Raw genomic sequence first — 21,372 nt, 5'->3', positions numbered from 1 at the left:
ATAACGTGAATCAATATGGATATATGGTAATCCCACATGAATTTGGAACAGGGGTCGCAGGGGGGCACCCCGCCCTTGGTTCTGGGTAATAGGGGTATTTCCACGATGGGATTGATGATTGGTTCAAAAAATAAACAGAGGTTCCCTAGAGGTATCCAGTAATATGGCAGTCCTAAATGAGAATAGAATAGGGGTTGCAGGGGCACCGCCCCCATCCTTGGTTCTGGGAAATCTCTGTTCACTAATCAAGTAGGATTGCTATGTGTATATAATTAAGTAATCTGCGTCCTTAGTTCAGTTGGTAGAACGTCGGTCTCCAAAACCGGATGTCGGGGGTTCGAGTCCTCCAGGACGCGTTAAAGATTTAAGACAAACGACCTTTTTATTACAATTAGTGCCATGCCTTCCCAAAGGAGTGTCTGCCATTCCAGACGATAGGCTCTCTAAGTTCTAGGTAATAAATTCTCGCAAAGCCTTATCTCATCGGTATTTGAGCAATGTCTAATCCTACCCCGTGACGCTTCTCCCTGGAGAGACAAAGCCACCCACCTGGCTGAGAATCCTTGTTACCATTTCTTGAGCATTACAAAGATAGCACTATCCTGAAAACTCCACCGCAACCAGTACAACCCATCCTCAACCTTCACCCACTCAACTTTAGCCATATCGTTTAGCCAGTTTTTACACTCCCAAGATACCCTAACTGCACCTAAACTTAGACGATGTGTACTAATGGGAAAACGGTGGAGTGCGGGTTATGGTGGGGGAAAGTGGCTGGAAATAGGGACGGGCCTGGAGGGATTCGAACCCCCGACACCTTGATCCGTAGTCAAGTGCTCTAATCCACTGAGCTACAAGCCCCTACGTCACAGATTAATATTATAGCAGACTAGCTCTGGATAAAATACTTTTATTGAATGGTAAACAGTGGTCACTGGGGTGCAGGTTGGTTTTTGGTTCTGAGTTAAACTAAAAAATGCGGTCATGTGACACCAGAGGTCTGTGAACGCATTATCCAAGAACATCTGTTAGGAGGCAAACCAGTGGAAGAATTCATGTTTGCCTGTAATCCATTATTAGCTAAGCCTGTTTTACCTAACACTTTGCCACCGGCGGAAACCGGATAAAACCATCGTGATTGATTACTTAGTTCCTATTTGCTGAAAAACGTTAACGTCGCTTTGGAGAAGGAGTGCGGGAACGACTTTGTTCCTGTTGTCGCCGCCGATCCCGCCATTCCGCCCAAGTCAAATACCCTACCCCCAAAGTGACCCCGCCCAACAGGACAAGGGCTACCCAAAATAAACCAACCAAGGATAGGTTTGGGTTAGTGAACACCGTAGGAACTCCGCATTAACCTTCCACGATGATTTTACCTTGCATCCCTGCGCCCCGATGGGGAGTACAGTAATAGGTGTACGTTCCCGTAGGTAAATCACCTCCAAAAGTGATGCTGAAACTATCCCCCACTTTATACACCAAACCCCGTTGAGATAACTGCTCCGCTAACGCCTTATCACCGTTGGGAACCGTGCTGAAAATCACGTTGTGGGGGGGTAATTTATTATTCAGCCATTCCACTGTATCCCCAGATTTAATTGTCAATTGAGCGGGTTGGAAGGCTAACATACCGTTATCCGCACCCATTTTAATTTGATAGGTTTGGGCAAACGCCGCTTGACCCGTCCCCAACCAGGTCAAAACCAGGGTTAACCCGACCACCAGCCACCGCACCAGTCCAGCCAACATGACCATGACCTCCTGAAACAATTAGGAACAATGGGAGCCAAAATCATACAAGGGTATGGCTCTCAGAAAAGTTTACATTTATTTAATATCATAGCAAAATGCCTGGGGAATGAACGCCTGTGGTAGCCTAGAACAAAACAGGACAGTCCATGACTGGGGTTTACGGCACCTTTGTGGAACCTCTGGGTGATTGTCGGGAGTACCTAACCTTGGTATTTTCGCCCCTGACCGTGCCCTTATCTGAGCGTTGGCGCACCAATAGTATCTCAGCCAATTTTATGGCGGACTATGTGACCCATTTATTTCCGGGTGGTCAATGGCCCTTACTGCTCAGTTATGGCTTGGCTGACCTGCATGGGGCAGTGAACTATATTGTGAATGAACTGTTAGAAAATGCGATGAAATTTTGCACCCCCGATTCGATTTCCCCGGTAACCATTAGCCTGGAAATTTACCCGGAACAATTGATCTTTCGGGTGGAAAATGCCATTAGTCCAGACAGTGCCGAACGGTTACAAAAAGTGATTGATCAATTGTTATCCCATTCCCCCCAGGAGTTATATTTACAAAAGTTGGAAGCCAATGCCATTGAGGAACACCCAAGTTCTGGCTTAGGATATTTAACCATCTTGAATGACTATCAAGCCCGCCTGGGTTGGAAAATTTTACCGGGCATCCCGGACTGGCGGGTGACCACTTTGGTGCAATTGTCCCATCCCCGAGGTGAACGATGAACTGGTGGGCGCAGGAATTGAGCGGTGTGGGCTACCGAATTTATGGGGAACCGGAACCGCCCCGGTTGGTGTTCGAGGGGTCTCTGCGCTTGAATGGCATGGCGGAATACCAACCCCTGACGGATTGGTTGGGGCAGATTGTGGCGGCGGCACCTCCCCAGATGATTTTGGATGTCCGGTCACTGAAATTTCTCAATAGTTCTGGCATCAATGTCCTGTCCCGTTTTGTGATTCAAGTGCGGCAAAAAGGCAATATCCATCTGACTGTCCGCTGTAACGAAGGGATTCCTTGGCAACATAAATCCCTGGTGAATTTACAACGGTTACTCCCGACCCTTGAGTTGGATTTTTACCATGAGTCCTGAAGCGAAAATTGCGGAACTAGAAACTCGGATTCGTCAGTTAGAACAGGAAAAAAAAGACCTGGAAATTCTCCTAGAAAATACGACCGCCCATGCCGATGCCATTACCCAACAACTGGCGGCAAAAATTCTGCAACACGAACGGGCAGAACGGGATTTACAAATGTCCGAGTCCCGACTGCAACATTTATTAACAACTATTGAGCAGGAAAAAGCGGACCTGGAGTTAATTTTAGAAACCATGACCGCCCATGCGGATACGGTTACAGACCAGTTACAGGCGGAAGCACTGACCGCCCTCCGGCAAAGTGAAGTGCAATTTCGTACCCTGGTCGAGGCGAACCCGGTGGCACTGCTGATCCTGCATTTGGAAACGGGGCAAATTCTCTACCGCAATCCGGCGGCGATTGCCCTGCTGGGGATCACGCCCGATACCCTGGCACGGACGTTGCGGGGGCGGGACTTTTGCCACGACCCAGAAGATGTGAACCGCTTAAAACAACTTTATGCCACCCAGGGGAGTGTTACCAATTATGAATTGCTCGTGCAACGGGCGGATGGTTCGACCCTATGGGCTTTATTGAATTGGCAACCCTTTATTTTCCAGGGGCAAAATACGGTACTCAGTGCCCTTTGGGACATCACCGAACGCAAAAAACAGGAGGAGAATTTACAACGGCAAATTGAGGAACTTCATCAAACCATTGACCAGCAAAAACGGGATCGGCAGGTGCAAGAAATTACCGAAACTGAGTATTTTCAGCATTTACAACGCCGGGTACAAAAACTGCGCCGTTCGTCCCAAAGAGACTCCGAAAAATAGGTCGCAGGGTCACGGTTCCCCTACTTGCATGAAGCGCAATTACAGTCTATTTGTCAATTAAAGGATACAAAAAGCCTTGATTATTCTAAAACCTCAGCATGATTGACCTACGGCAAACGGGGTTCAACTGTATCCCATAACTACTTAAAAGACTGTAACTTCAGATTGCCGTGATTGCCATCTGCACTTTATTCCGCAATTGCTGAAGTTTTTCTAGCCAGTGAGCCAATTGCTTGTCATTGAAGCGTTGGGGTGTTAAACCTAAAATCGTGATTAATTCTAAGGCATTTTGTCCTGTTCTTTCTTCCCAAATTGAGGCGAATTGTTCTAGTGCTAATAGTTCATCTCCGAGTCCCAATTGTCTTTGCAGATAACGTTGTTCTTCCTGTTTAAGCAGTTCAATCACCAATTCCGTACATCCCGCCCGCATTAAAACCGCTGATAAGGCATCCATATAAACCCGACTATTATCCAGTTCAGGGGTAGGTAAGGATGCGGGTGAACCTAATCGCCAATTCAGTCCCCAAAGGAAAATAATTAACACCAAAATGCCCTGGATGAATACTGCCCGCCAAGGGGTTTGGGATAGGTAATCCAGCCAGCCACGGTTGCGTTCTTGTTGCAGAGTTTCCTCATCTTTGTAACCATGAATAAATTCATCTACATAAATAGGTAATCCCGGTTGAGTGACCAGGGATTTTAGGTACTCAAAATTCCCTGGCTCTGATTGATAGGCATTCGCCGCCAAATGGGGGGTAATCACTTCCAGATGTTGCCCTTCTTTAATCTGTTTTTCCCGCACAATCACCCCGTAATCGTCCTGTAAGATTGGCGAGATGTGATCCACCTCTGAACCAGGTGGGGATTGTTCATCCGCAAAACGCCGCCGAGTTTGGATTTTTACTGCCCCTACCTGCGTTGGATGCTGGGTGGTAAAGGGCGCACCGGTCACCGGGGTTTCAATCCCCAGTTCCATCAGCACATTTCCCTCTGCCAACCAATCCGGGTCAATATACCCATGACCGTAGGCAGACAGTTCATGCCCCACCCGCAGAAGCGTAATTTTTTCCTCTAAATTAATTAATTCATCCGCCGGTTTTTGCCAGCGTTCAATGGGATAACCCTGTTCTTTCATGAATTGATACCAAGCCCCATACCCATCCGGGCTACGGCTGTAGGTGGAACCCCGTTTGAGTTCATTTCCTGCCGGGGCAAATAAAAAAGTTAAAACACTGGCAACCAGCAGGATAATTAACCCAATAATCCACCAGCGATTGGTTTTTTGCATCCGCTAAAAACTCTCCAAAGCACACCGCAACAAACGCTGGGCTAAGGAATAGCCAATCCCCTCCCGCATCGGGTAATAGCCATCAAAATCAGGATGCCCCCAAAGATTAGCCGTACTGCGACTTTGTGACCAGATTTTTTGTTGGATAATATAGCCGTATTTGCCATTAGAATACACACTCCACAGTTTATTAATCACTTTCAAATCAATGCAGGGCAAATGATCAATATGGGTTGCGTCTAAAAACCCCTGTTCTTCCGCTTTTTTCCCGGCAATTTTTAATAACAATCGTTGGGTTTCCCGGTCCGCATTATCCCAGTCCTGTTGGGCTAAAAATTCCTTCAACGCCGTATAATTCACCCCCGAAGCCTGGAGGAGCCATTGTTCCCCCATCGCCAAACAGTTTTGACAGGGATGGGTGACCGCCTCCAAATCCCGCAGTCGCCCCAACAGCACCTCCCGCCCCAACCGCAAATCCTGATTTTCCTGGCGCAATAACTCATTGGCACGCCGCAGTAAACTCAGTTCGGTCTGCAAATCATCCTGCCCCATGAATCTTAACCTTTTCTTTTGGTTGCTTTTTTTCTCTATGGTAATGCTTCCTTCCCGTGCCGTCAGGATTCCCCCAACCCCTCACTCACTAGGGCTAAACCCACCACCAGCCCCGTCATCGCCAAACCGGGAAATAGGGTCGTCCACCAAATGCCCGTAGGCAGACTGTCCAACGCCTGCGCCAGTTCGTGTCCCCACTCCGGCACCTCCGGGGGCAAGCCCAACCCCAAAAATCCCAGTCCTGCTAATGTCAGTACCGCATCGGCACTATTGACACTGAATAAAACCGGCAAATTGCGACTCAAATGTCCACTCAAATGCCGGATCAAAATCCCCAGACTCCCCGCCCCCAACGCCCTCGCCGCTTCGACAAATACCTCATTTTTTAAGCTAAGCGTATGGTTGCGAATCACCCGATAATACTGGGGAATATAGGCAATACTGAGGGCAATCGCCGCATTCACCACCCCCCGTCCCACCACAAACGCCACCGTTAAAGATAGTAATAACCCTGGCAATGTATAAATAGTGTCCATAATAAATAATAATAATTTATCTACTTTACCCCCCCAATAACCGCTGAGGGCACCCAGGGGAAACCCCACCCCCAAGCTCAACCCGGTGGCGAGGAGAACCACCTGCCAAGCCGCTCTTGCCCCAAAAATCACCCGGCTGAGGACATCGTAGCCCTGGCGGTCGGTGCCGCACCAATGTTGGGGACTGGGGGGTTGCTGGGGTACATGGGCTAAAAATTCCTGGGGCTTTGGTAAACCCCAAGCTACGAACCAATCCGCCCCCATCGCCGCCAAGGCATACACCAGCACCAAGCTCACACCGATGAGTAAAAATACCCGTTGGGTGGGGGATTGCCTGCGCCAGAACGGTACAATAGCAGAGAACAGTTGGGAGGCGGACACGGTGCTAACCCTGGGCGTGAACATAGACCATGTTGCCACAGTCCGGCAGGCACGGCGCACGACGGAACCCGACCCAGTTGCCGCCGCAGTTTTGGCGGAGTTGGGGGGAGCGGACGGGATCACGGTGCATTTGCGGGAGGATCGCCGTCACATCCAGGAGCGGGATGTACGTTGTCTGCGGCAAACGGTGCAAACCCACCTGAATTTGGAAATGGCGGCTACCCCAGAGATGGTGGCAATTGCCCTGGAAATTCGCCCGGATTATGTCACGTTAGTCCCGGAAAAACGGCAGGAAATTACTACCGAAGGCGGGTTGGACGTGGTGGCATCTGAAAAAGAATTGACTAAAACAGTACAGGAATTGCAAAATCACGGCATCCCCGTGAGTTTATTTATTGACCCGGAACCGGAGCAAATTCGTGCCAGCCAACAAACCACAGCCCAGTGGATTGAATTGCACACGGGCACCTATGCTTTAGCCAAGCAAGAACCTGAGCGTCATCAGGAATTAGAGCGTTTAACAAAAGGAGCAAAACTCGCCCAGGAATTGGGTCTGCGGGTGAATGCGGGGCATGGGTTGACCTATCAAAATGTTTATCCGGTCGCTTGCATCCCCGGTATGGAGGAATTGAACATCGGTCATAGTATTATCAGTCGGGCGGTATTGGTGGGATTGACCCAGGCGGTGCGGGATATGAAACGAGCCATGCGAGGGGAGCTTTGACTCATCGCTTTGGGAGCAGACAAAACCCTGCGCCCTCAAAGTTTTCGAGTTATTACAAGCCCATGCTATCTGGTCAAATTCTCTACCCGATCCGTTACCATTTTTCATGACTACTTGAGCGATCCCCATGAATTACTATTACGTTCTCGCCAGCGAAAAATTTCTCACCGAGATTGAACCCCTAGAGGAAGTGCTACGGGAGCGCACCCGTCATTATCAGGAAAAAGGTCAAGAAATTGATTTTTTTCTGGTGAAACGACCGGCGTTTTTAGAAGCCCCAGAATTTGCAGAAATTAAAGTCAAATGCCCCCAACCGGCGGCGGCAGTGATTACGACTGACCCGGACTTTGCCACCTTTTTGAAACTGCGTTTGGAATTTGTGTTAACTGGTAGTTTTACCGCCCCTTCCCCCACGATTCCTGACCCTTTAGCGAGTATTTAACGATCCGCTTGGCGTAGTAGGTAAATGCCGGTAGCAAGCCCCAAAACATTGGGAAACCAAGCCCCCACCACTGGTGCCAACACCCCCGTTTGACTGAGGGCATCCCCCACAAACATCAGCAGGTAATAGACAAAAATAATCACCACACTCAGCCCAAATGCCCACCCCCCGGAACTGCGGTGTGGTAAACTGCCCAAAGCCGTTCCCACCAAACCCAAGACCAAACAAATAAACGGAATGGCAATTTTCTGTTGAATCCGTACCTGCCACTCCCGAATTTTGGTGAGATTGCCACTGCGCTCTAAAATTTGTAAATAATCCTGCGCCTCCAGGATACTCATTTCCTCCGGGGTACGTCGCTGGGTGGCTAAATCTAAAGGGGCACGGGGCAGGGTAATTTCCTGTTTGTTGAATTGAATAATATTGCGGTAACTGCCATCGGCGGCAACCAGATAAATCGTGCCATTTTCAAACTCCCAGGTTTTGCGTTCTTCGTTCCAAAAACCCGTTTCTGCACTCAAAATTTGTTGCAGACCTTCCTGGGAAAAATCCAGCACCGTTAACCCCCGCATATACCGCCCATCAAAACGGCTGGCATAGAATAACCGTTGCAGTTTTTTACCCGTTTCCTGGTCAAATTCCTGATAGGTGATATTCCGCCGCTCCACCCGGGGACGGTCCTTATCCAACGCCTGCCGCACAATTACCGTTGCCTGATGATTGGTTACCGGCACAATCGCTTCATTCACCACAAAAGTCAAGCCGGTTGTGACCAAGCTAAAGAGGATGGCTGGGATCACCCAACGCCGGGCTTGTACCCCACAGGCACGCAGGGCGATCAACTCACTATTGCTTCCCAAACGCCCAAAGGTCAGCAACATGGTTAACAAAGTCGCCATCGGAAATGCCAACCCAATAAAGTAGGGACTTTTGAGGGCTAACACCTGAAAAGCAATCGTCAGGGGCAAGCCGGATTCCACCACCCGCCGCACGGTTTCAAACAACGCCCCCACCGATAAACCGATGGAACTAAATGCCCCCATCCCGAACAAAAACGGGGCGAGAAATAACTGCCACAAATACCGATCCAACACGGGCACCTGTTGTACCCAAAAGCGGAGCGATTTCCAAACGTGTGCAGGCGAAAAAGCCACCGTTGCCATCACTATGCCGGGGAGCGTTTACCCTAGTTTGCCATATTTAGCGAACATCCCCCGCCGGTAGGATCACCATCGCATCCCCCAGGGAATAAAACCGATAGCGTTCCCGCATTGCCTCGTGATAAAGATGTAATAACCGCTCCCGCCCAATTAGCGCACTCACCAACAACAGCAAACTGGACTGGGGCAAATGAAAATTGGTAATCAACCCGTCAATCACCCGCCAGGTATAGCCAGGGTAAATGTATAAGTTAATTTTACCGGTCATCGCCTGCAATTCCCCCCCCTGCGCCGCCCCTTCCAACGCCCGTACCACCGTCGTGCCCACCGCTATCACCCGTCCACCCTGGGCTTGAGTGTTCCGAATCTGCGCCACCGTTGCTGGGGACACCTCCACCCATTCGCTGTGTAATTCATGTTGCCGTACATCCGCTGTACTCACCGGGCGAAATGTGCCGATGCCCACATGGAGCGTCACCATCGCCTGGGCAATCCCCTGCGCCGTTAATTTTTGCAGTAATGCTTCTGTAAAATGTAATCCCGCTGTGGGTGCCGCTACTGAACCTAATACCTGGGCATACACAGTTTGATATTGGTTGGGATCGCCCTGAAACCTCTGGATGTAAGGAGGTAAGGGCAATTCCCCCAGGTCGTGCAGTAAATGTAATAATTTTGTTTGGTCAATCACCTGCCCGTCCGGGGTCTGAAATTGTACCCACCGCCCGCCGGTGCTTTCATCCCGTTCCTGGACGACCCCAAGCACTTTAGTTTTTTCTCTCGCCGGAAATCGCACCACTGTCCCCACCCCCACCCGCCGCCCTGGACGTACCAACACCCGCCAGCAATTGGCTTCCCCCGGTTCCAAAAGCAAAAACTCGGTTAACCCACCGCCTGGACGAGTCCCCAGCAACCGGGCAGGTAGTACTTTGGTATTATTTAATACTAATAAATCCCCCGGTCGAAGCAGTTCTGGCAATTCATCAAACCGCCGGTGTTCGTGGTGGTCTGGGTAAACAACCAACAGCCGGGCATGATCCCGGGGTTCCATCCCACACTGGGCAATCAGTTCCGGGGGCAGGGCGTAATTATAGTTCGCTAATTCCCAATCGCCGGGGTTAGGGGGATGCGCCGCAAAGGGCATCGGTTATGCCGTCAACAACTGCAAATCCGTGAATTCAATCACCGTTTCCGTCGTTACCCCATTTTTGGTCGCCGTTTGCCGCCGTTCCTGGAGCAGATAGTAGCCATCCACCAAGGCATACCGTTCCCGAATATCCACCACCTGTTGGGGTTCGCCGGTCGCCGCATCCGTAAATTGCACCCGGTAGTGGAGCGGGAAATAGCCCTGCGCCGTCTGTTCCACCGAGAGCGTATCAATGGTAAAGGCACTGCCGCCCATCACCCGACTCACCTGGGTAATCACCGACCCCCGCACCTGGTAGTGGGAACCCATCGCATCCCCGGTGACCCGAATCGGCACGCTTCCATCGGGCAGGGGGGACTCGGCGGTAAATTCATTCTGCCCATGCGCTGTGGCAAAATCCCGTCTCTGCCGGTGGGTGACCACATCCCGCATCAACCCCAGCAATTCTTTGTACTGCGGCTGGTCGGGCGACAACCCCTCAATCACGACAGATAAATCCCGTTCAATCCGCACCTGAGCGGTGACCTGCTGTTCCCCACTTTGCCAGGAGACACGGGCGGTATAGCCGGGAAATTGCTCGTCCCAGGTATAGCGGTTTTCGTAGGCTTGCTGGAAGCGGTCACGGGCACTGAGGGCGACAGTCATAGGAATTTTTAGTACTTCAACAGGGCTGAATCCATTGTGTCATATCAGCATCGGGTTTGACGGGTGGATACCTCTAAAAATTAGCTCCATAGCCAAAGCACTCACACCCTATCATTCTTGGTAATTAGCGCAGGGCACCCCTATAAATTAAATTCAAAGTTAGCGATCCCCGCCCTTGGTTCTGGGTAATAGGGGCATTTCCAGGATGGGATTGATGATTGGTGCAAATAAATAGAGGTTCCCCGCATCAATTGTGAGTAAAGATTTTTTTATCTTGAGAAAACCCAAGGTTGCCAACCATCACCCCACAAGGGTTTTAATCATGGGTTCCAATAATCAATGACCGCCTGTACCAAACCTGCTAATGTATATTCCTTCGCCACCATATCCACCCGTTGAAAATAACGTTCACAGGTGCGAGCCGTTTGGGGACCAATCACCGCCAGCCGACTGGATTTGAGCCAATCTTGCCACTGTCCAGGGGCAACCTGTTCTAATAATTGATAACAATGCGCCACGGTTTTGGAACTGGTAAACGTGAGGACATCAATATATCCTTGGCGTAAGTAATCTAAAATAAACTTGGGAATTTCCTGCGGGCAAGTGGTTTCATAGGCGGCAACTTCCGATACCTGCGCTCCCCGCTGTTGTAATCCCTGCACCAAAACGTCCCGTCCACCAGTCGCCACCCGTGGGAATAAGACCCGCAAATCCTGACAATCTTGGGGAAATTCAGCGAGTAATTGATCCGCCACAAATTCCGAGGGAATCAAATCCGCTTTCAGCCCCCAGCGTTGTAAATGCCAAGCGGTTTTTTCCCCCACCACTGCGATTTTTAAGTGAGCTAAAGCCCGCCCATCCCGCTGGTGATACCACAAACGATCCAAAAAATAATCCACCGCATTTCCAGAGGTCAAAATCAGCCAATTAAATTCCTGAAGATTACCAATTGCCTGATCCAAGGGTGCCCAATCCGGCGGCGGCTGAACCACCAAGGTGGGCATACTCACCACACTCGCTCCCTGCTCCCGCAATAATTCTTCCAATTCGCTACCACTGCCTACTGCCCGTGTAATTAAAATATTTTTACCTTGTAATGGCAAACGGGATTGGGCATGGTAGTTCGCCCCCGCTCCCACAATCAAAACGCTGGGTGCCTGTGCCGCTTGGGTCGTTAATTGGGCTAGGGTTCCCCGCCAGACGCTCTGCCCCACCTGCCCTGCTCGATGCACCAAGGCGACGGGGGTCTCAGGACTCCGACCGTTTTGTAATAACTTTGTCTGTATATGAGCCAGATGACCAACCCCCATCAAGCCCACCAGGGTATCCATGCGAGCCAGGGCTGACCAGTCTAAATTTTCTGGGGCATGGGCGGTAAAAACCCCGATGGTGCGCCCCCAGTCCCGGTCCGTCAGGGGAATCCCCGCCAGGGTTGCCGCCCCGGTGATGGTACTGATGCCCGGAATGACATGGTACATACAATTAGCTGTATCCAAGGCTGGCAATTCCTGGGTGGCTTTGCCAAAGATAAAGGGGTCACCACTTTTGAGACGTACCACCCGCTGACCATTGTTATAATGTTGTAATAACAAATAATTGATTTCATCCTGGGACAAACCCTGGACAGAACGGGTTTCCACCTGGGGGGGTAGCAGTGCCAAAATGCGGGGATCAATCAAGGTGTCATAAATCACCACATCGGCTCGCTGAAGGGCTTCCCGGGCGGCGAAGGTTAAATGTTCCGGGGCACCGGGACCGGCTCCCACCAGGATAATGGGCTTCACTCGGAACACGCCTCAACCAGGGTTTCCCCATTGGGTTGGTCAATCAATCGCCAGCCCTTTTTTGCCAATTCCTGGCGAATGCGGTCAGCTTCTGAATAATTTTTGGATAAACGGGCTTCTTTGCGTTTTTTAATTAGGACTTGAATTTCCTCACTCAGGGATTGTGGGGTTGCTCTATCTTGCTCAGTTTTGTTCGCTGTTGATGGCAATTCAGCGGAGGTAAAGTTTAACCCTAAAACATTCTGGGCGAGATAAACAAACGTCTGCCAAATGTTCCGAGATGCGGGCGTAACCCTATCCCTGGCTCCCTTTAACTTTTTGGCTAAACCAAACAGAACGGCGAGGGCGGCGGGGGTGTTAAAATCCCCATCCATGCCCCGTTCAAATTGCGCTAAGATTTCCGGGTCGCAATCGCTTTTATCCCCGGTAAAATCCGCCTGCAAATCGTAAATTTGTGCCGCTTGTTGGAGGGTATGCCAACCGGATTGGGCGGCTTGGAGGGCGGCGGGCGTGCATTCGATGGGTTGCCGGTAGTGGGATTGCAAAATCAACAACCGCAATGCCATCGGTTCATAGTGGTTCAAGACATCCCGAATGGTGCGAAAATTCCCCAGGGATTTCGACATTTTTTCCCCATCCACGGTGACAAAACCATTGTGTAACCAATAGCGGGCGAGGGGTTTTTTAGTGATTGGTTCCGATTGGGCAATTTCGTTTTCATGATGGGGAAAAATCAAATCCGTACCACCGGCGTGAATGTCAATGCTTGCCCCCAAGGTTTTGTACACCATCGCTGAGCATTCAATGTGCCAGCCCGGACGACCAGGACCCCAGGGAGATTCCCACGCTGGTTCCCCAGGTTTGGCGGCTTTCCACAGGGCAAAATCCAGGGGATGTCGCTTGCGTTCAAATTCCCCTTTTTCGACCCGCCCACTGGCTCCTAATTGCATTTGGTCAAGGGTGCGCTGGGAAAGTTTTCCGTAGGTGGGGAAACGCTCTACCGCATAGTACACATCCCCAGCGGCGGCATAGGCATAACCCAAGGATTCCAGGTTTTGGATTAACTGGATCATGTCAGGGATCGATTCGGTCGCCCGGGGATTTTGCCAAGCTGGGAGGATATTTAAGCGACCCATATCTTCATAGCAGGCTTGAATATATCGCTCGGTAATCACCTGCATGGGTACCTGTTCAGCTTGGGCTTTTTTGAGAATTTTATCGTCTATATCGGTGATGTTTTGCACATAGCGGACTTCATAGTCTAAATGTTCTAAATATCGGCGTACCACGTCCCAGACAATGTAGCTACGGGCGTGCCCCAAATGACAGTAATCATAAACCGTTACACCACAGACATACATGGTCACGACCCCCGGTTGTTGGGGATGGAAGGGTTCGAGTTTGCGGGTCAGGGTGTTATAAACGGTTAAAGTCATGGGGAAAAGACAGCAGTTAGTCAGCATTATTTAACTTATGGGCACCTCTATTTGTTTGCATTACCAGAAGGGTATCTCGCTGGAATGCCAATATTATTGAGAACCACAGACGGGGGCTACGCCCCTGCGACCTATTGTTAGAAGTGCCTTTATTTATGATACAGGAACGTTTTCACCGATTGGGTCAGGGGTGCGGGCAAAATTTTTCGCTACCATAATGTTCATCACATCTGAGTTTTCTATGGTGATTCCCACTAACTGGTACGTCCAGCGATGATGGCGGCAGGATGGCATTGGCAGGGGGAGACGCACCTCACCTGTGACCTGTTGGCGAGTTGGCGGCACCAATTTGGCGGGCGGTTGGGGGAGCGGGAGTTCCCGGGGGTGAAAAACTACCGGTTGCGGCAGATTCACAGCGGCTTGGTGCTGTCCCCAATGGATAGGCAGTCGGGGAGTGCGGGGGATGGGCTGATGGCGACCCAACCCGGTCAAGCCTTGTGGGTGTGCAGTGCGGATTGTGTGCCGGTGCTGATCGGCTGTCTGCACACGGGGACGGTGGCGGCACTCCATGCGGGGTGGCGGGGGACGGCGGCGCAGATCATTCCCACAGCAGTACAAAAATTGCTCCACCAGGGCAGTGAATTGTCCAGCTTACGCATGGCCCTCGGTCCAGCCATCAGCGGCGGTAATTATCAGGTACAGGACGATGTGGTGGCGGCACTGGCAACTACGGTGGTGACTCCAGACCAACCCACGATGACCGATGTGATTGCCCAATGGCGAACCGAGCCGGAATTGCTCCGACCGGATGGGGAACGGTGGCGGTTGGATTTGCGCCGGGTGCAGGTGCGACAGTTATTGCAGTTGGGCATCCAGCCTGACCAGATCGCCGTGTCCCCCCATTGTACTTACGCTGAGCCGGAACGGTTTTATTCCTACCGCCGGGACGGGAAAACCCAGGTGCAATGGTCGGGGATTCTGAGCCGCTAGGACTTACGGGTGCTGGGACTTTTAGCAGATGATGCGGGTAAACCAAAGAAATTGTGAAAATTATTTACCTAGTGCTACAAAGTTTAATATTTAGCCAGGGTTCCCGGTTTTCTGGCCCCTGATAGACTGGAACAGGGGACATCCGTTGAGGGAAATTTGTGGATAGCACGATTGGGTTAGAGATTATTGAGGTGGTCGAGCAGGCGGCGATTGCTTCGGCCAAGTACATGGGTAAAGGGGACAAGGATGGGGCGGACCAGGCGGCGGTGGAGGCCATGCGCGCCCGGATGAACCAGATTTATATGCGGGGGCGGATTGTCATCGGGGAGGGGGAACGGGATGAAGCCCCCATGCTCTACATCGGTGAAGAGGTGGGGATTTGTACCCAGCCCAATGCCGCTGAGGTGTGTTCGGTGGAAGAATTGATGGAAATTGATATTGCCGTGGACCCCTGCGAGGGCACCAACCTGGTGGCCAAAGGGCAAAATGGCTCGATGGCGGTGCTGGCGATTTCGGAAAAAGGCGGATTGTTTGCCGCCCCGGATTTTTATATGAATAAGCTGGCGGCTCCCCCGGCGGCCCGCAACCATGTGGATATTCGCAAAACGCCGACGGAAAACTTACGCATCCTGTCCGAATGTCTAGGGCGGGCGATGGAGGATTTGAATGTGGTGGTGATGGACCGTCCCCGGCACAAGGAACTGATTGCGGAAATTCGGGCGGCGGGGGCCCGGGTGCGCTTGATCAGCGATGGGGACGTGTCGGCGGCCCTGTGTTGTGCGTTTGCGGGGACGAATATCCATGCCCTGATGGGGATTGGGGCGGCACCGGAGGGGGTGATTTCGGCGGCGGCCATGCGTTGTCTGGGCGGCCATTTCCAGGGGCAGTTGGTCTATGACCCGGCGGTGGTCAAAACCCCGGAAAGCGAGAAATGGACCCGAGAAGGGAATATCCAACGGCTCAGGGAAATGGGGATTACCGACCCGGATAAGGTCTATAATGCCGAAGAATTGGCCAGCGGTCAGACGGTGCTGTTTGCGGCTACGGGGATTACGCCGGGGGTATTGATGGAGGGGGTGCGCTTTTTCACGGGCGGGGTGCGGACTTCCACCCTGGTGATTTCTACCCAGTCCCGGACGGCGCGCTTTGTGGACACGATCCATCTGACAGGGCAACCCAAGGTCATTCAACTACGTTAGGGGGTGGGGCAATGCCGGTAGTCGTGGTCGGGTTGAGTCATAAAACCGCACCGGTGGCCGTGCGGGAAAAGTTGAGCATCCCGGAGGAGCGGCGGGTGGCGGCGATTCAGCAGTTGTGTAGCTATCCGCACATCCAGGAAGCCACGGTTCTCAGCACCTGCAACCGGCTGGAGGTGTATTTGGTCACGCCGGATGCCACCCAGGGGATTCGGGAGGTGACGGTTTTTTTGGCGGAACACAGCGGCATTCCCCTGACCCAGTTGCGCCCCTATCTCTTCACTCTCTTGCACCAGGATGCGGTGATGCACCTACTGCGGGTGGCCGCCGGGTTGGACAGTTTGGTGCTGGGGGAGGGGCAAATTCTGGCGCAGGTGAAGCATTGCCATAAACTCGGCCAGGATGCCAAGGGTACCGGGACGGTGCTGAACCGTTTACTGCGGGGTGCCCTGGAGGCGGGGAAACGGGTGCGAGCGCAGACCAGCATCAGTAGCGGTGCCATGTCCATTTCCTCGGCGGCGGTGGAGTTGGCCTATCTGCGGGTGCCCCATCTGCACCGGGCCCGGGTGACGGTGGTGGGGGCGGGCAAAATGGCACGGCTCCTGCTCACCCATCTGGTGGCGAAGGGGGTGAATCGGTTGACCCTGGTGAATCGGTCGGCGGAGCGGGCGATGGAATTGGTCAGCCAATTTCCCGAGACCCAAGTCCACATTGTTGCCCTGGAGGATTTAGCCCAAACCATCCCCGAGTCCGATGTGATGTTTACCAGTACGGCGGCGACCGAACCCCTGGTGCATCGGGGTTTACTGCAATCCTGGCTGGCACCGAACCAATCCCTGATGCTCTTTGACATTTCCGTCCCCCGCAACGTGGCCGCCGATGTGAATGAATTGCCCCATGTCCATACCTACAATGTGGACGACCTGCGGGAGGTGGTCAACCGCAACCAGGAGCGGCGGCGGCAATTGGTCTTGGAGGCGGAAGCCATTTTGGAGGAGGAACTGGAGGCTTTTGATAGCTGGTGGCAATCCCTGGAAACCGTGCCCACCTTAAATCAACTGCGGGACAAGGTGGAAGCGATCCGGGCACAGGAATTGGAAAAAGCCCTTTCCCGCTTGGGGGCGGATTTGACCGGCAAACACCGGGAAGTGGTTGAAGCCCTGACTAAGGGAATTGTCAATAAAATTCTGCACGACCCGATGGTACAACTGCGGGCCCAACGGGATATTGCCGCCCGTAAACGTGCGTTACAAACCTTACACACCTTATTTAATCTCAATCCCGAAGAATCCCTCTCCCAGGGCTGAACTATTGCCGATACAAGAGGCACCAAGCCACGTCCGGGGCTGGTATGTCGCCGATTTTATCGAGGGATTAGTATAGGGTTTCCAATATGCCCCATGAACGCAATCGAGGGTTGAGAAATCTAGCAGTTCTCCCTATTTTAACTGTTCCAATGCGTTACGGACATCAACCAAGTGGGCGTTGCTGAATCTGGGTATGATTTTCAAAAAACCACACGGGGAAAACCCCACCTACAGCGACGGTTGAATTAACAACGTACGTAGTTTCATACTTTCAATCAGTAACGCCGACAATGGAATAGGGGTCGCAGGGGCACCGTCCCCGTCCTTGGTTCTGGGAAATTTCTGTTCACTAATCAAGTAGGATTATTGCTATATCATTGGCTACAAATTGCCGACAAAAGGTTCTTGAGCCACCTGTTCCAAACCCTCAAACTTCAGTAGAGATGTCCAATCCGTTTGCAGGCTCGCATTGCCGGGTTGACTTTGGCGCAATTCCATGAGGGAAACCAAAGTTTCATGCCATAGACCAGCCTTTGCGTACAGGTAAGGACGGTCAGCCACCGGAGTTTTCACCAGTTGTTGCCGTAGATTGTCCGACAAAGCCACCCGTTGCACCCAACCGCCCACATGTAAACTGGCACTGCTATCGTTGGGGTCACAGATGATGGACAGATACCAGCGGTAGGTGTCTCCCACGGTCAGTTCTGGGGCATTGTTGGGTAAATCCACCCGTACTAACCCGACTTTGTTGGTCTGAAAGCTGGAAAGATGCAAGACTTCCCCCTGAGCATTTTGCAGCATCAGTTCCACCGGACGACCTCCGGTTGGGGGCAGATAAGCAAAAAAGCTCGGCCGAGCCGCTATCGTCAGTCCCAGGGACGAGCTAGGCAAAAGAGCGGTCAGCCGTTGCGGACTATTGGGACACATACCGCCTCGAGCGGAACCACCCTCCCGGTTGGCAGGCAATCCCCCCGTAGGCGGAATAAACCCGACAGTCGTCACAGTAGCCACAGGTCGTTTTTGTCCCCAGTCCAACAGGCGGCCTGTCCATGCCTGGAGTGGATTCGCCTGAACCGGAGTCGTAACCAAAGCACCAGCACAAACACCGAGCATAACCGCAAACTTGAGGCGAAGCATACTGCGTGAACTCCTGAGGGAAACGAGGGTTGAGAAGCGTGGACTTTCAGCGAGGAACCATTGTTTGTCCCTGACTATATACTAAGTGACCCCCAGGGAAGGTCAAGTGATGCTACTGCCCCTGAATCTGTGATCTACTGCACAGGACGGGGATGGCATCCAGTCCCATTGATTTTTGCACGTACACAGAGGGTCTGCGCACCGAGCCATAAAGCCTGTCCCGGCCGTAGCGATTGTCAGCAATCCGGGGATTTCTTAATAACCCCGCCCCTGCGAGCCATGTTTAGAGATGCCCACCAGGTATTTTTCAGCGCTTCTCTGCCCCTCGAATTTGGTTAAGTTTGACCAGGCTCAAATATGACAGACCAAATCCCCCGCCCGTTGGGTAAACCGTAGATTTTCCCGATAATCCACCGGGCAATCAATGACTGTGGGAACCGTTTGTTCCAGAGCGGTTTTTAAGGTTGGGATAAAGTCCGCCGTTTTTTCAATGCGATAGCCTTTTAAGCCCATGCTTTCGGCGAGTTTCACAAAATCAGGATTGCCGAATTTAATATACTCGCTATGCCCATAATGTTGGTGTTGTTTCCACTCAATCAAACCGTAACCCCCATCGTTGAAAATAATCGTCACAAAAGGGGTTTTCACCCGTAAAGCAGTCTCCAATTCCTGACAATTCATCATGAATCCCCCATCCCCGGTGACCGCCACCACCCGCCGGTTCGGAGCCACTAATTTGGCGGCAATGCCCCCCGGTACCGCAATGCCCATAGCGGCAAAGCCATTGGAAATCAAGCAAGTATTGGGTTGCAGACAATGGTAATGACGTGCCATCCACATCTTGTGGGCACCCACATCACTAATCACAATGTCATCGGCTCCCATCACTTGCCGTAAATCATAGATGAGTTTTTGGGGTTTGATAGGAAATTCATCATCCTGGGCATAACGCTGATAGTCCGCCCAAATTTCATCCCGAAATTGCAGGGCATAGGGTTCCGGTTTGCCCCGACGATGGGTGCGCTTGAGAATCTCTTTGAGGGAGTCGGAAATATCGCCCACAACTTCCACAATTGGGATATAACTGCTGTCAATTTCCGCAGAATTTTGAGCGATATGAATAATCGGTATCGTGCCCTGAGGATTCCATTTTTTGGGAGAGTATTCTACCAGGTCATAGCCAACGGCAATGATTAAATCCGTATGTTCAAGAGCGCAGTTAATATGATCCCGCAGTTGTAAACCCACACTCCACAGAGCCAGGGGATGGGTATAGGGAATCACCCCTTTGCCCATGAAACTATTAGCGACGGGAATATTTAATGCTTCGGCAAATTCCGTAAGCGCCTGATGGGCATGATTTCTAATTGCCCCATTGCCCACTAAAATCAAGGGATTGTTGGCATTTTCAATCGCCTGGGCGGCCAGTTCGATACCTTTGAAAGAAGCATAAACTTTTTCCTTACGATCCTGTTTCAAGGCATGGCCAGCGGCGGGCATGGCGGCAATATTTTCTGGCAAATCAATATGCACCGCCCCCGGTTTTTCCTGTTGGGCAATTTTGAAGGCTTTACGGACAATTTCTGGCGTAATACTAGGGCGTACAATCTGGGCATTCCATTTGGTTACGGGGGCAAACATCGCCACCAAATCCAGGTATTGATGGGATTCAATGTGCATCCGATCCGTGCCCACTTGCCCCGTAATGGCGACCAAAGGTGCCCCATCCAAATTGGCATCTGCCACCCCGGTCATCAAGTTAGTGGCGCCGGGGCCCAAAGTGGATAAACAAACCCCTGCCCGCCCGGTTAAACGACCATAGACATCAGCCATAAAAGCCGCCCCCTGTTCATGGCGGGTGGTAATGAATTGAATTGAAGAATGACTGATGGCCTCCAAGAGGTCTAAATTCTCTTCTCCAGGCAGGCCAAAAATGTATTCCACACCCTCATTTTCCAAACAGTGAACCAACAATTCTGCCGTATTCATAACCCCAATCGCATACCTCTATTTCTTTAGCCTAGTTCTCAATTTCGCATTTGGCGGCTTGTTGTGACGAAATCCTGCTAAATTTAACAATCATGCCAAAATGTTTATAAAAATTAATACTAAACTTATATAGCAATCCTACTTGATTAGTGAAAAGCAATTCCCCAGAACCAAGGACGGAAACCGTGCCCCTGCGACCCATTTTTAGAATTGCCCCAAAACTATTTCCCTTCAGCTTGCACCCTAAAGCCCGGAGAACTGTTTTGCTCAAGTTTCATAGGATTTTATCGCAAAAAAATGACACCCCTCAATTAGGTTCAGGGATGTCTCAAAAGTGGGTGTTAGCGAATTTCTTTTAGTTTTTGTATTTCACCGAACACCCATAGGGCTGGGTAGTACTGGTCGTCACCTTTTGACCGGCCATGATTTGTCCAAGCGCCGCACGGACGTAGTTATTGGCTTTGGTGACATCTTGGTTTGCCAAGCTGGGGGCATCATCAATCGCTCCCATGTACTGCAATTGACCCGCTTTATCAATCACAAACATATGGGGGGTGGTTCGGGCACCGTACAGCTTCCCCAAGGTGCCATCCGGGTCGAGCAGTACCGCCGTCGGACTGGCTTTTTTCTCCTTCACTACCGCATTGGCTTGCTCGGCAGTGACAAACCCCTGTTGCCCCGGCGCGGAGGAGACCACGGAGAACCACACCACCCCCTTCGCCTTGGCCTCCTGTTGGAGTTTTTGCATATTGCCCGTGCTGTAATGCTTGACCACAAAGGGACATTCGTGGTTTGTCCATTCCAAAACCACCACCTTGCCCTTGTAGTCGCTGAGGCTCACCGTCTGCCCGGCGCTGGTCTTAGCGGTAAAATTCGGGGCAGGACTCCCCACCCGCACGGTGGCAGATGTATTGACAGTGAATGTACTTATGGTTGCCCCAGCGATCACCACAGCGGCGGTAGCAGGAACGAACCAAGAAAACCGAGCCATAG

General features: G+C 51.6%; 21 protein-coding genes and 2 tRNA genes. 9 read left to right on the top strand and 14 right to left on the bottom strand.

The annotated features are described in order from the left end of the window. Positions 1-283 precede the first annotated feature (283 nt). Positions 284-356 (top strand) — tRNA-Trp (locus tag MLD66_RS13810). Between the two features lie 431 nt (positions 357-787). On the opposite strand, the gene MLD66_RS13805 is transcribed toward MLD66_RS13810, so the two are convergent. The 3 genes from MLD66_RS13805 to petE form a co-directional block, all read right to left on the bottom strand. Next, positions 788-861 (bottom strand) — tRNA-Arg (locus MLD66_RS13805). 309 nt (positions 862-1,170) lie between these two features. Next, positions 1,171-1,338, bottom strand: coding sequence for a hypothetical protein (locus MLD66_RS13800; RefSeq protein ID WP_247218854.1), 168 nt, complete (start codon positions 1,336-1,338; stop codon positions 1,171-1,173). Positions 1,339-1,353: 15 nt separating this feature from the next. Then, positions 1,354-1,755 (bottom strand): plastocyanin, encoded by a 402-nt coding sequence (petE, locus tag MLD66_RS13795; RefSeq protein ID WP_339397017.1) that lies wholly within the window; start codon positions 1,753-1,755, stop codon positions 1,354-1,356. Positions 1,756-1,898: 143 nt separating this feature from the next. On the opposite strand from petE, the gene MLD66_RS13790 reads away from it, so the two are divergent. From MLD66_RS13790 to MLD66_RS13780, 3 genes are read left to right on the top strand one after another with little or no spacing between them, the layout of a single operon-like run. Then, a complete protein-coding gene (locus tag MLD66_RS13790) occupies positions 1,899-2,483 on the top strand; it encodes an ATP-binding protein (protein WP_247218852.1) in 585 nt (194 codons plus the stop codon). Continuing rightward, complete coding sequence (locus MLD66_RS13785; RefSeq protein ID WP_247218850.1) at positions 2,480-2,848, top strand: hypothetical protein; 369 nt, start codon at positions 2,480-2,482, stop codon at positions 2,846-2,848. Before MLD66_RS13790 ends, MLD66_RS13785 begins: the two co-directional genes overlap by 4 nt. Then, positions 2,838-3,668: a PAS domain S-box protein gene (locus MLD66_RS13780; RefSeq protein WP_247218848.1), complete on the top strand. Its 831-nt coding sequence runs from the start codon at positions 2,838-2,840 to the stop codon at positions 3,666-3,668. The genes MLD66_RS13785 and MLD66_RS13780 overlap by 11 nt, the downstream gene beginning before the upstream one ends. Before the next feature lie 160 nt (positions 3,669-3,828). On the opposite strand, the gene MLD66_RS13775 is transcribed toward MLD66_RS13780, so the two are convergent. The 3 genes from MLD66_RS13775 to MLD66_RS13765 form a co-directional block, all read right to left on the bottom strand. Next, positions 3,829-4,956, bottom strand: a complete 1,128-nt coding sequence (locus MLD66_RS13775; RefSeq protein WP_247218846.1) for a DUF4350 domain-containing protein — start codon at positions 4,954-4,956, stop codon at positions 3,829-3,831. A 3-nt stretch (positions 4,957-4,959) separates the two neighbouring features. Next, positions 4,960-5,508 (bottom strand): GUN4 domain-containing protein, encoded by a 549-nt coding sequence (locus MLD66_RS13770; RefSeq protein ID WP_247218844.1) that lies wholly within the window; start codon positions 5,506-5,508, stop codon positions 4,960-4,962. A gap of 62 nt (positions 5,509-5,570) precedes the next feature. Continuing rightward, a complete protein-coding gene (locus tag MLD66_RS13765; protein WP_247218842.1) occupies positions 5,571-6,425 on the bottom strand; it encodes an ABC transporter permease in 855 nt (284 codons plus the stop codon). Position 6,426: 1 nt separating this feature from the next. Here MLD66_RS13765 and MLD66_RS13760 point away from each other — a divergent pair, with 1 nt between their 5' ends. Continuing rightward, entirely contained in the window at positions 6,427-7,149 is a 723-nt protein-coding gene (locus MLD66_RS13760) for a pyridoxine 5'-phosphate synthase (protein WP_247218840.1), read from the top strand. 127 nt (positions 7,150-7,276) lie between these two features. Then, positions 7,277-7,591, top strand: coding sequence for an MgPME-cyclase complex family protein (locus MLD66_RS13755; protein ID WP_247218839.1), 315 nt, complete (start codon positions 7,277-7,279; stop codon positions 7,589-7,591). Here the strand turns inward: MLD66_RS13755 and MLD66_RS13750 are convergent. From MLD66_RS13750 to cysS, 5 genes are all read right to left on the bottom strand, one after another. After that, positions 7,588-8,754: an LptF/LptG family permease gene (locus MLD66_RS13750; protein ID WP_247218832.1), complete on the bottom strand. Its 1,167-nt coding sequence runs from the start codon at positions 8,752-8,754 to the stop codon at positions 7,588-7,590. The genes MLD66_RS13755 and MLD66_RS13750 overlap by 4 nt on opposite strands. Before the next feature lie 37 nt (positions 8,755-8,791). Further along, positions 8,792-9,892, bottom strand: a complete 1,101-nt coding sequence (queA, locus tag MLD66_RS13745) for a tRNA preQ1(34) S-adenosylmethionine ribosyltransferase-isomerase QueA (RefSeq protein WP_247218830.1) — start codon at positions 9,890-9,892, stop codon at positions 8,792-8,794. Between the two features lie 3 nt (positions 9,893-9,895). After that, positions 9,896-10,540 (bottom strand): DUF3386 domain-containing protein, encoded by a 645-nt coding sequence (locus MLD66_RS13740; RefSeq protein WP_247218828.1) that lies wholly within the window; start codon positions 10,538-10,540, stop codon positions 9,896-9,898. 320 nt (positions 10,541-10,860) lie between these two features. Then, positions 10,861-12,324 carry a uroporphyrinogen-III C-methyltransferase gene (gene cobA, locus MLD66_RS13735; RefSeq protein ID WP_247218826.1) on the bottom strand — a complete coding sequence of 488 codons (1,464 nt, stop codon included), beginning with the start codon at positions 12,322-12,324 and terminating at the stop codon, positions 10,861-10,863. Continuing rightward, complete coding sequence (cysS, locus tag MLD66_RS13730) at positions 12,321-13,760, bottom strand: cysteine--tRNA ligase (RefSeq protein ID WP_247218824.1); 1,440 nt, start codon at positions 13,758-13,760, stop codon at positions 12,321-12,323. The genes cobA and cysS overlap by 4 nt, the downstream gene beginning before the upstream one ends. A 273-nt stretch (positions 13,761-14,033) precedes the next feature. On the opposite strand from cysS, the gene pgeF reads away from it, so the two are divergent. The 3 genes from pgeF to MLD66_RS13715 all read left to right on the top strand — a co-directional run bounded on the left by pgeF (position 14,034) and on the right by MLD66_RS13715 (position 17,253). After that, positions 14,034-14,750, top strand: coding sequence for a peptidoglycan editing factor PgeF (gene pgeF / locus MLD66_RS13725; RefSeq protein WP_247218822.1), 717 nt, complete (start codon positions 14,034-14,036; stop codon positions 14,748-14,750). A 158-nt stretch (positions 14,751-14,908) separates the two neighbouring features. After that, the gene (gene glpX / locus MLD66_RS13720) at positions 14,909-15,949 is read left to right on the top strand and encodes a class II fructose-bisphosphatase (protein WP_247218820.1); all 1,041 of its coding nucleotides are present in this window, start codon (positions 14,909-14,911) and stop codon (positions 15,947-15,949) included. Positions 15,950-15,960: 11 nt separating this feature from the next. After that, positions 15,961-17,253: a glutamyl-tRNA reductase gene (locus MLD66_RS13715; RefSeq protein ID WP_247218818.1), complete on the top strand. Its 1,293-nt coding sequence runs from the start codon at positions 15,961-15,963 to the stop codon at positions 17,251-17,253. 381 nt (positions 17,254-17,634) lie between these two features. On the opposite strand, the gene MLD66_RS13710 is transcribed toward MLD66_RS13715, so the two are convergent. The 3 genes from MLD66_RS13710 to MLD66_RS13700 all read right to left on the bottom strand — a co-directional run bounded on the left by MLD66_RS13710 (position 17,635) and on the right by MLD66_RS13700 (position 21,370). Continuing rightward, a complete protein-coding gene (locus MLD66_RS13710) occupies positions 17,635-18,390 on the bottom strand; it encodes a DUF928 domain-containing protein (RefSeq protein WP_247218817.1) in 756 nt (251 codons plus the stop codon). Positions 18,391-18,741: 351 nt separating this feature from the next. Next, positions 18,742-20,379 carry an acetolactate synthase large subunit gene (locus tag MLD66_RS13705; protein ID WP_247218815.1) on the bottom strand — a complete coding sequence of 546 codons (1,638 nt, stop codon included), beginning with the start codon at positions 20,377-20,379 and terminating at the stop codon, positions 18,742-18,744. A 355-nt stretch (positions 20,380-20,734) separates the two neighbouring features. Continuing rightward, complete coding sequence (locus MLD66_RS13700; protein ID WP_247218813.1) at positions 20,735-21,370, bottom strand: thioredoxin family protein; 636 nt, start codon at positions 21,368-21,370, stop codon at positions 20,735-20,737. Positions 21,371-21,372: the final 2 nt, after the last annotated feature.

It is taken from the genome of Synechococcus sp. C9 (assembly GCF_022984075.1).
GTDB lineage: Bacteria > Cyanobacteriota > Cyanobacteriia > Gloeomargaritales > Gloeomargaritaceae > Gloeomargarita.
Note: the sequence above shows the minus strand (reverse complement) of the source record. Positions and strands in the feature narration are given on the sequence as shown.

What these genes read in the sequence shown, in the direction of transcription:
- petE (WP_339397017.1), bottom strand. Translation starts at nt 1,755, where the DNA reads ATGGTCATGTTGGCTGGACTGGTGCGGTGGCTGGTGGTCGGGTTAACC.
- MLD66_RS13790 (WP_247218852.1), top strand. Translation starts at nt 1,899, where the DNA reads ATGACTGGGGTTTACGGCACCTTTGTGGAACCTCTGGGTGATTGTCGG.
- MLD66_RS13785 (WP_247218850.1), top strand. Translation starts at nt 2,480, where the DNA reads ATGAACTGGTGGGCGCAGGAATTGAGCGGTGTGGGCTACCGAATTTAT.
- MLD66_RS13780 (WP_247218848.1), top strand. Translation starts at nt 2,838, where the DNA reads ATGAGTCCTGAAGCGAAAATTGCGGAACTAGAAACTCGGATTCGTCAG.
- MLD66_RS13775 (WP_247218846.1), bottom strand. Translation starts at nt 4,956, where the DNA reads ATGCAAAAAACCAATCGCTGGTGGATTATTGGGTTAATTATCCTGCTG.
- MLD66_RS13770 (WP_247218844.1), bottom strand. Translation starts at nt 5,508, where the DNA reads ATGGGGCAGGATGATTTGCAGACCGAACTGAGTTTACTGCGGCGTGCC.
- MLD66_RS13755 (WP_247218839.1), top strand. Translation starts at nt 7,277, where the DNA reads ATGAATTACTATTACGTTCTCGCCAGCGAAAAATTTCTCACCGAGATT.
- MLD66_RS13750 (WP_247218832.1), bottom strand. Translation starts at nt 8,754, where the DNA reads ATGGCAACGGTGGCTTTTTCGCCTGCACACGTTTGGAAATCGCTCCGC.
- queA (WP_247218830.1), bottom strand. Translation starts at nt 9,892, where the DNA reads ATGCCCTTTGCGGCGCATCCCCCTAACCCCGGCGATTGGGAATTAGCG.
- MLD66_RS13740 (WP_247218828.1), bottom strand. Translation starts at nt 10,540, where the DNA reads ATGACTGTCGCCCTCAGTGCCCGTGACCGCTTCCAGCAAGCCTACGAA.
- cysS (WP_247218824.1), bottom strand. Translation starts at nt 13,760, where the DNA reads ATGACTTTAACCGTTTATAACACCCTGACCCGCAAACTCGAACCCTTC.
- pgeF (WP_247218822.1), top strand. Translation starts at nt 14,034, where the DNA reads ATGATGGCGGCAGGATGGCATTGGCAGGGGGAGACGCACCTCACCTGT.
- MLD66_RS13715 (WP_247218818.1), top strand. Translation starts at nt 15,961, where the DNA reads ATGCCGGTAGTCGTGGTCGGGTTGAGTCATAAAACCGCACCGGTGGCC.
- MLD66_RS13710 (WP_247218817.1), bottom strand. Translation starts at nt 18,390, where the DNA reads ATGCTTCGCCTCAAGTTTGCGGTTATGCTCGGTGTTTGTGCTGGTGCT.
- MLD66_RS13705 (WP_247218815.1), bottom strand. Translation starts at nt 20,379, where the DNA reads ATGAATACGGCAGAATTGTTGGTTCACTGTTTGGAAAATGAGGGTGTG.
- MLD66_RS13700 (WP_247218813.1), bottom strand. Translation starts at nt 21,370, where the DNA reads ATGGCTCGGTTTTCTTGGTTCGTTCCTGCTACCGCCGCTGTGGTGATC.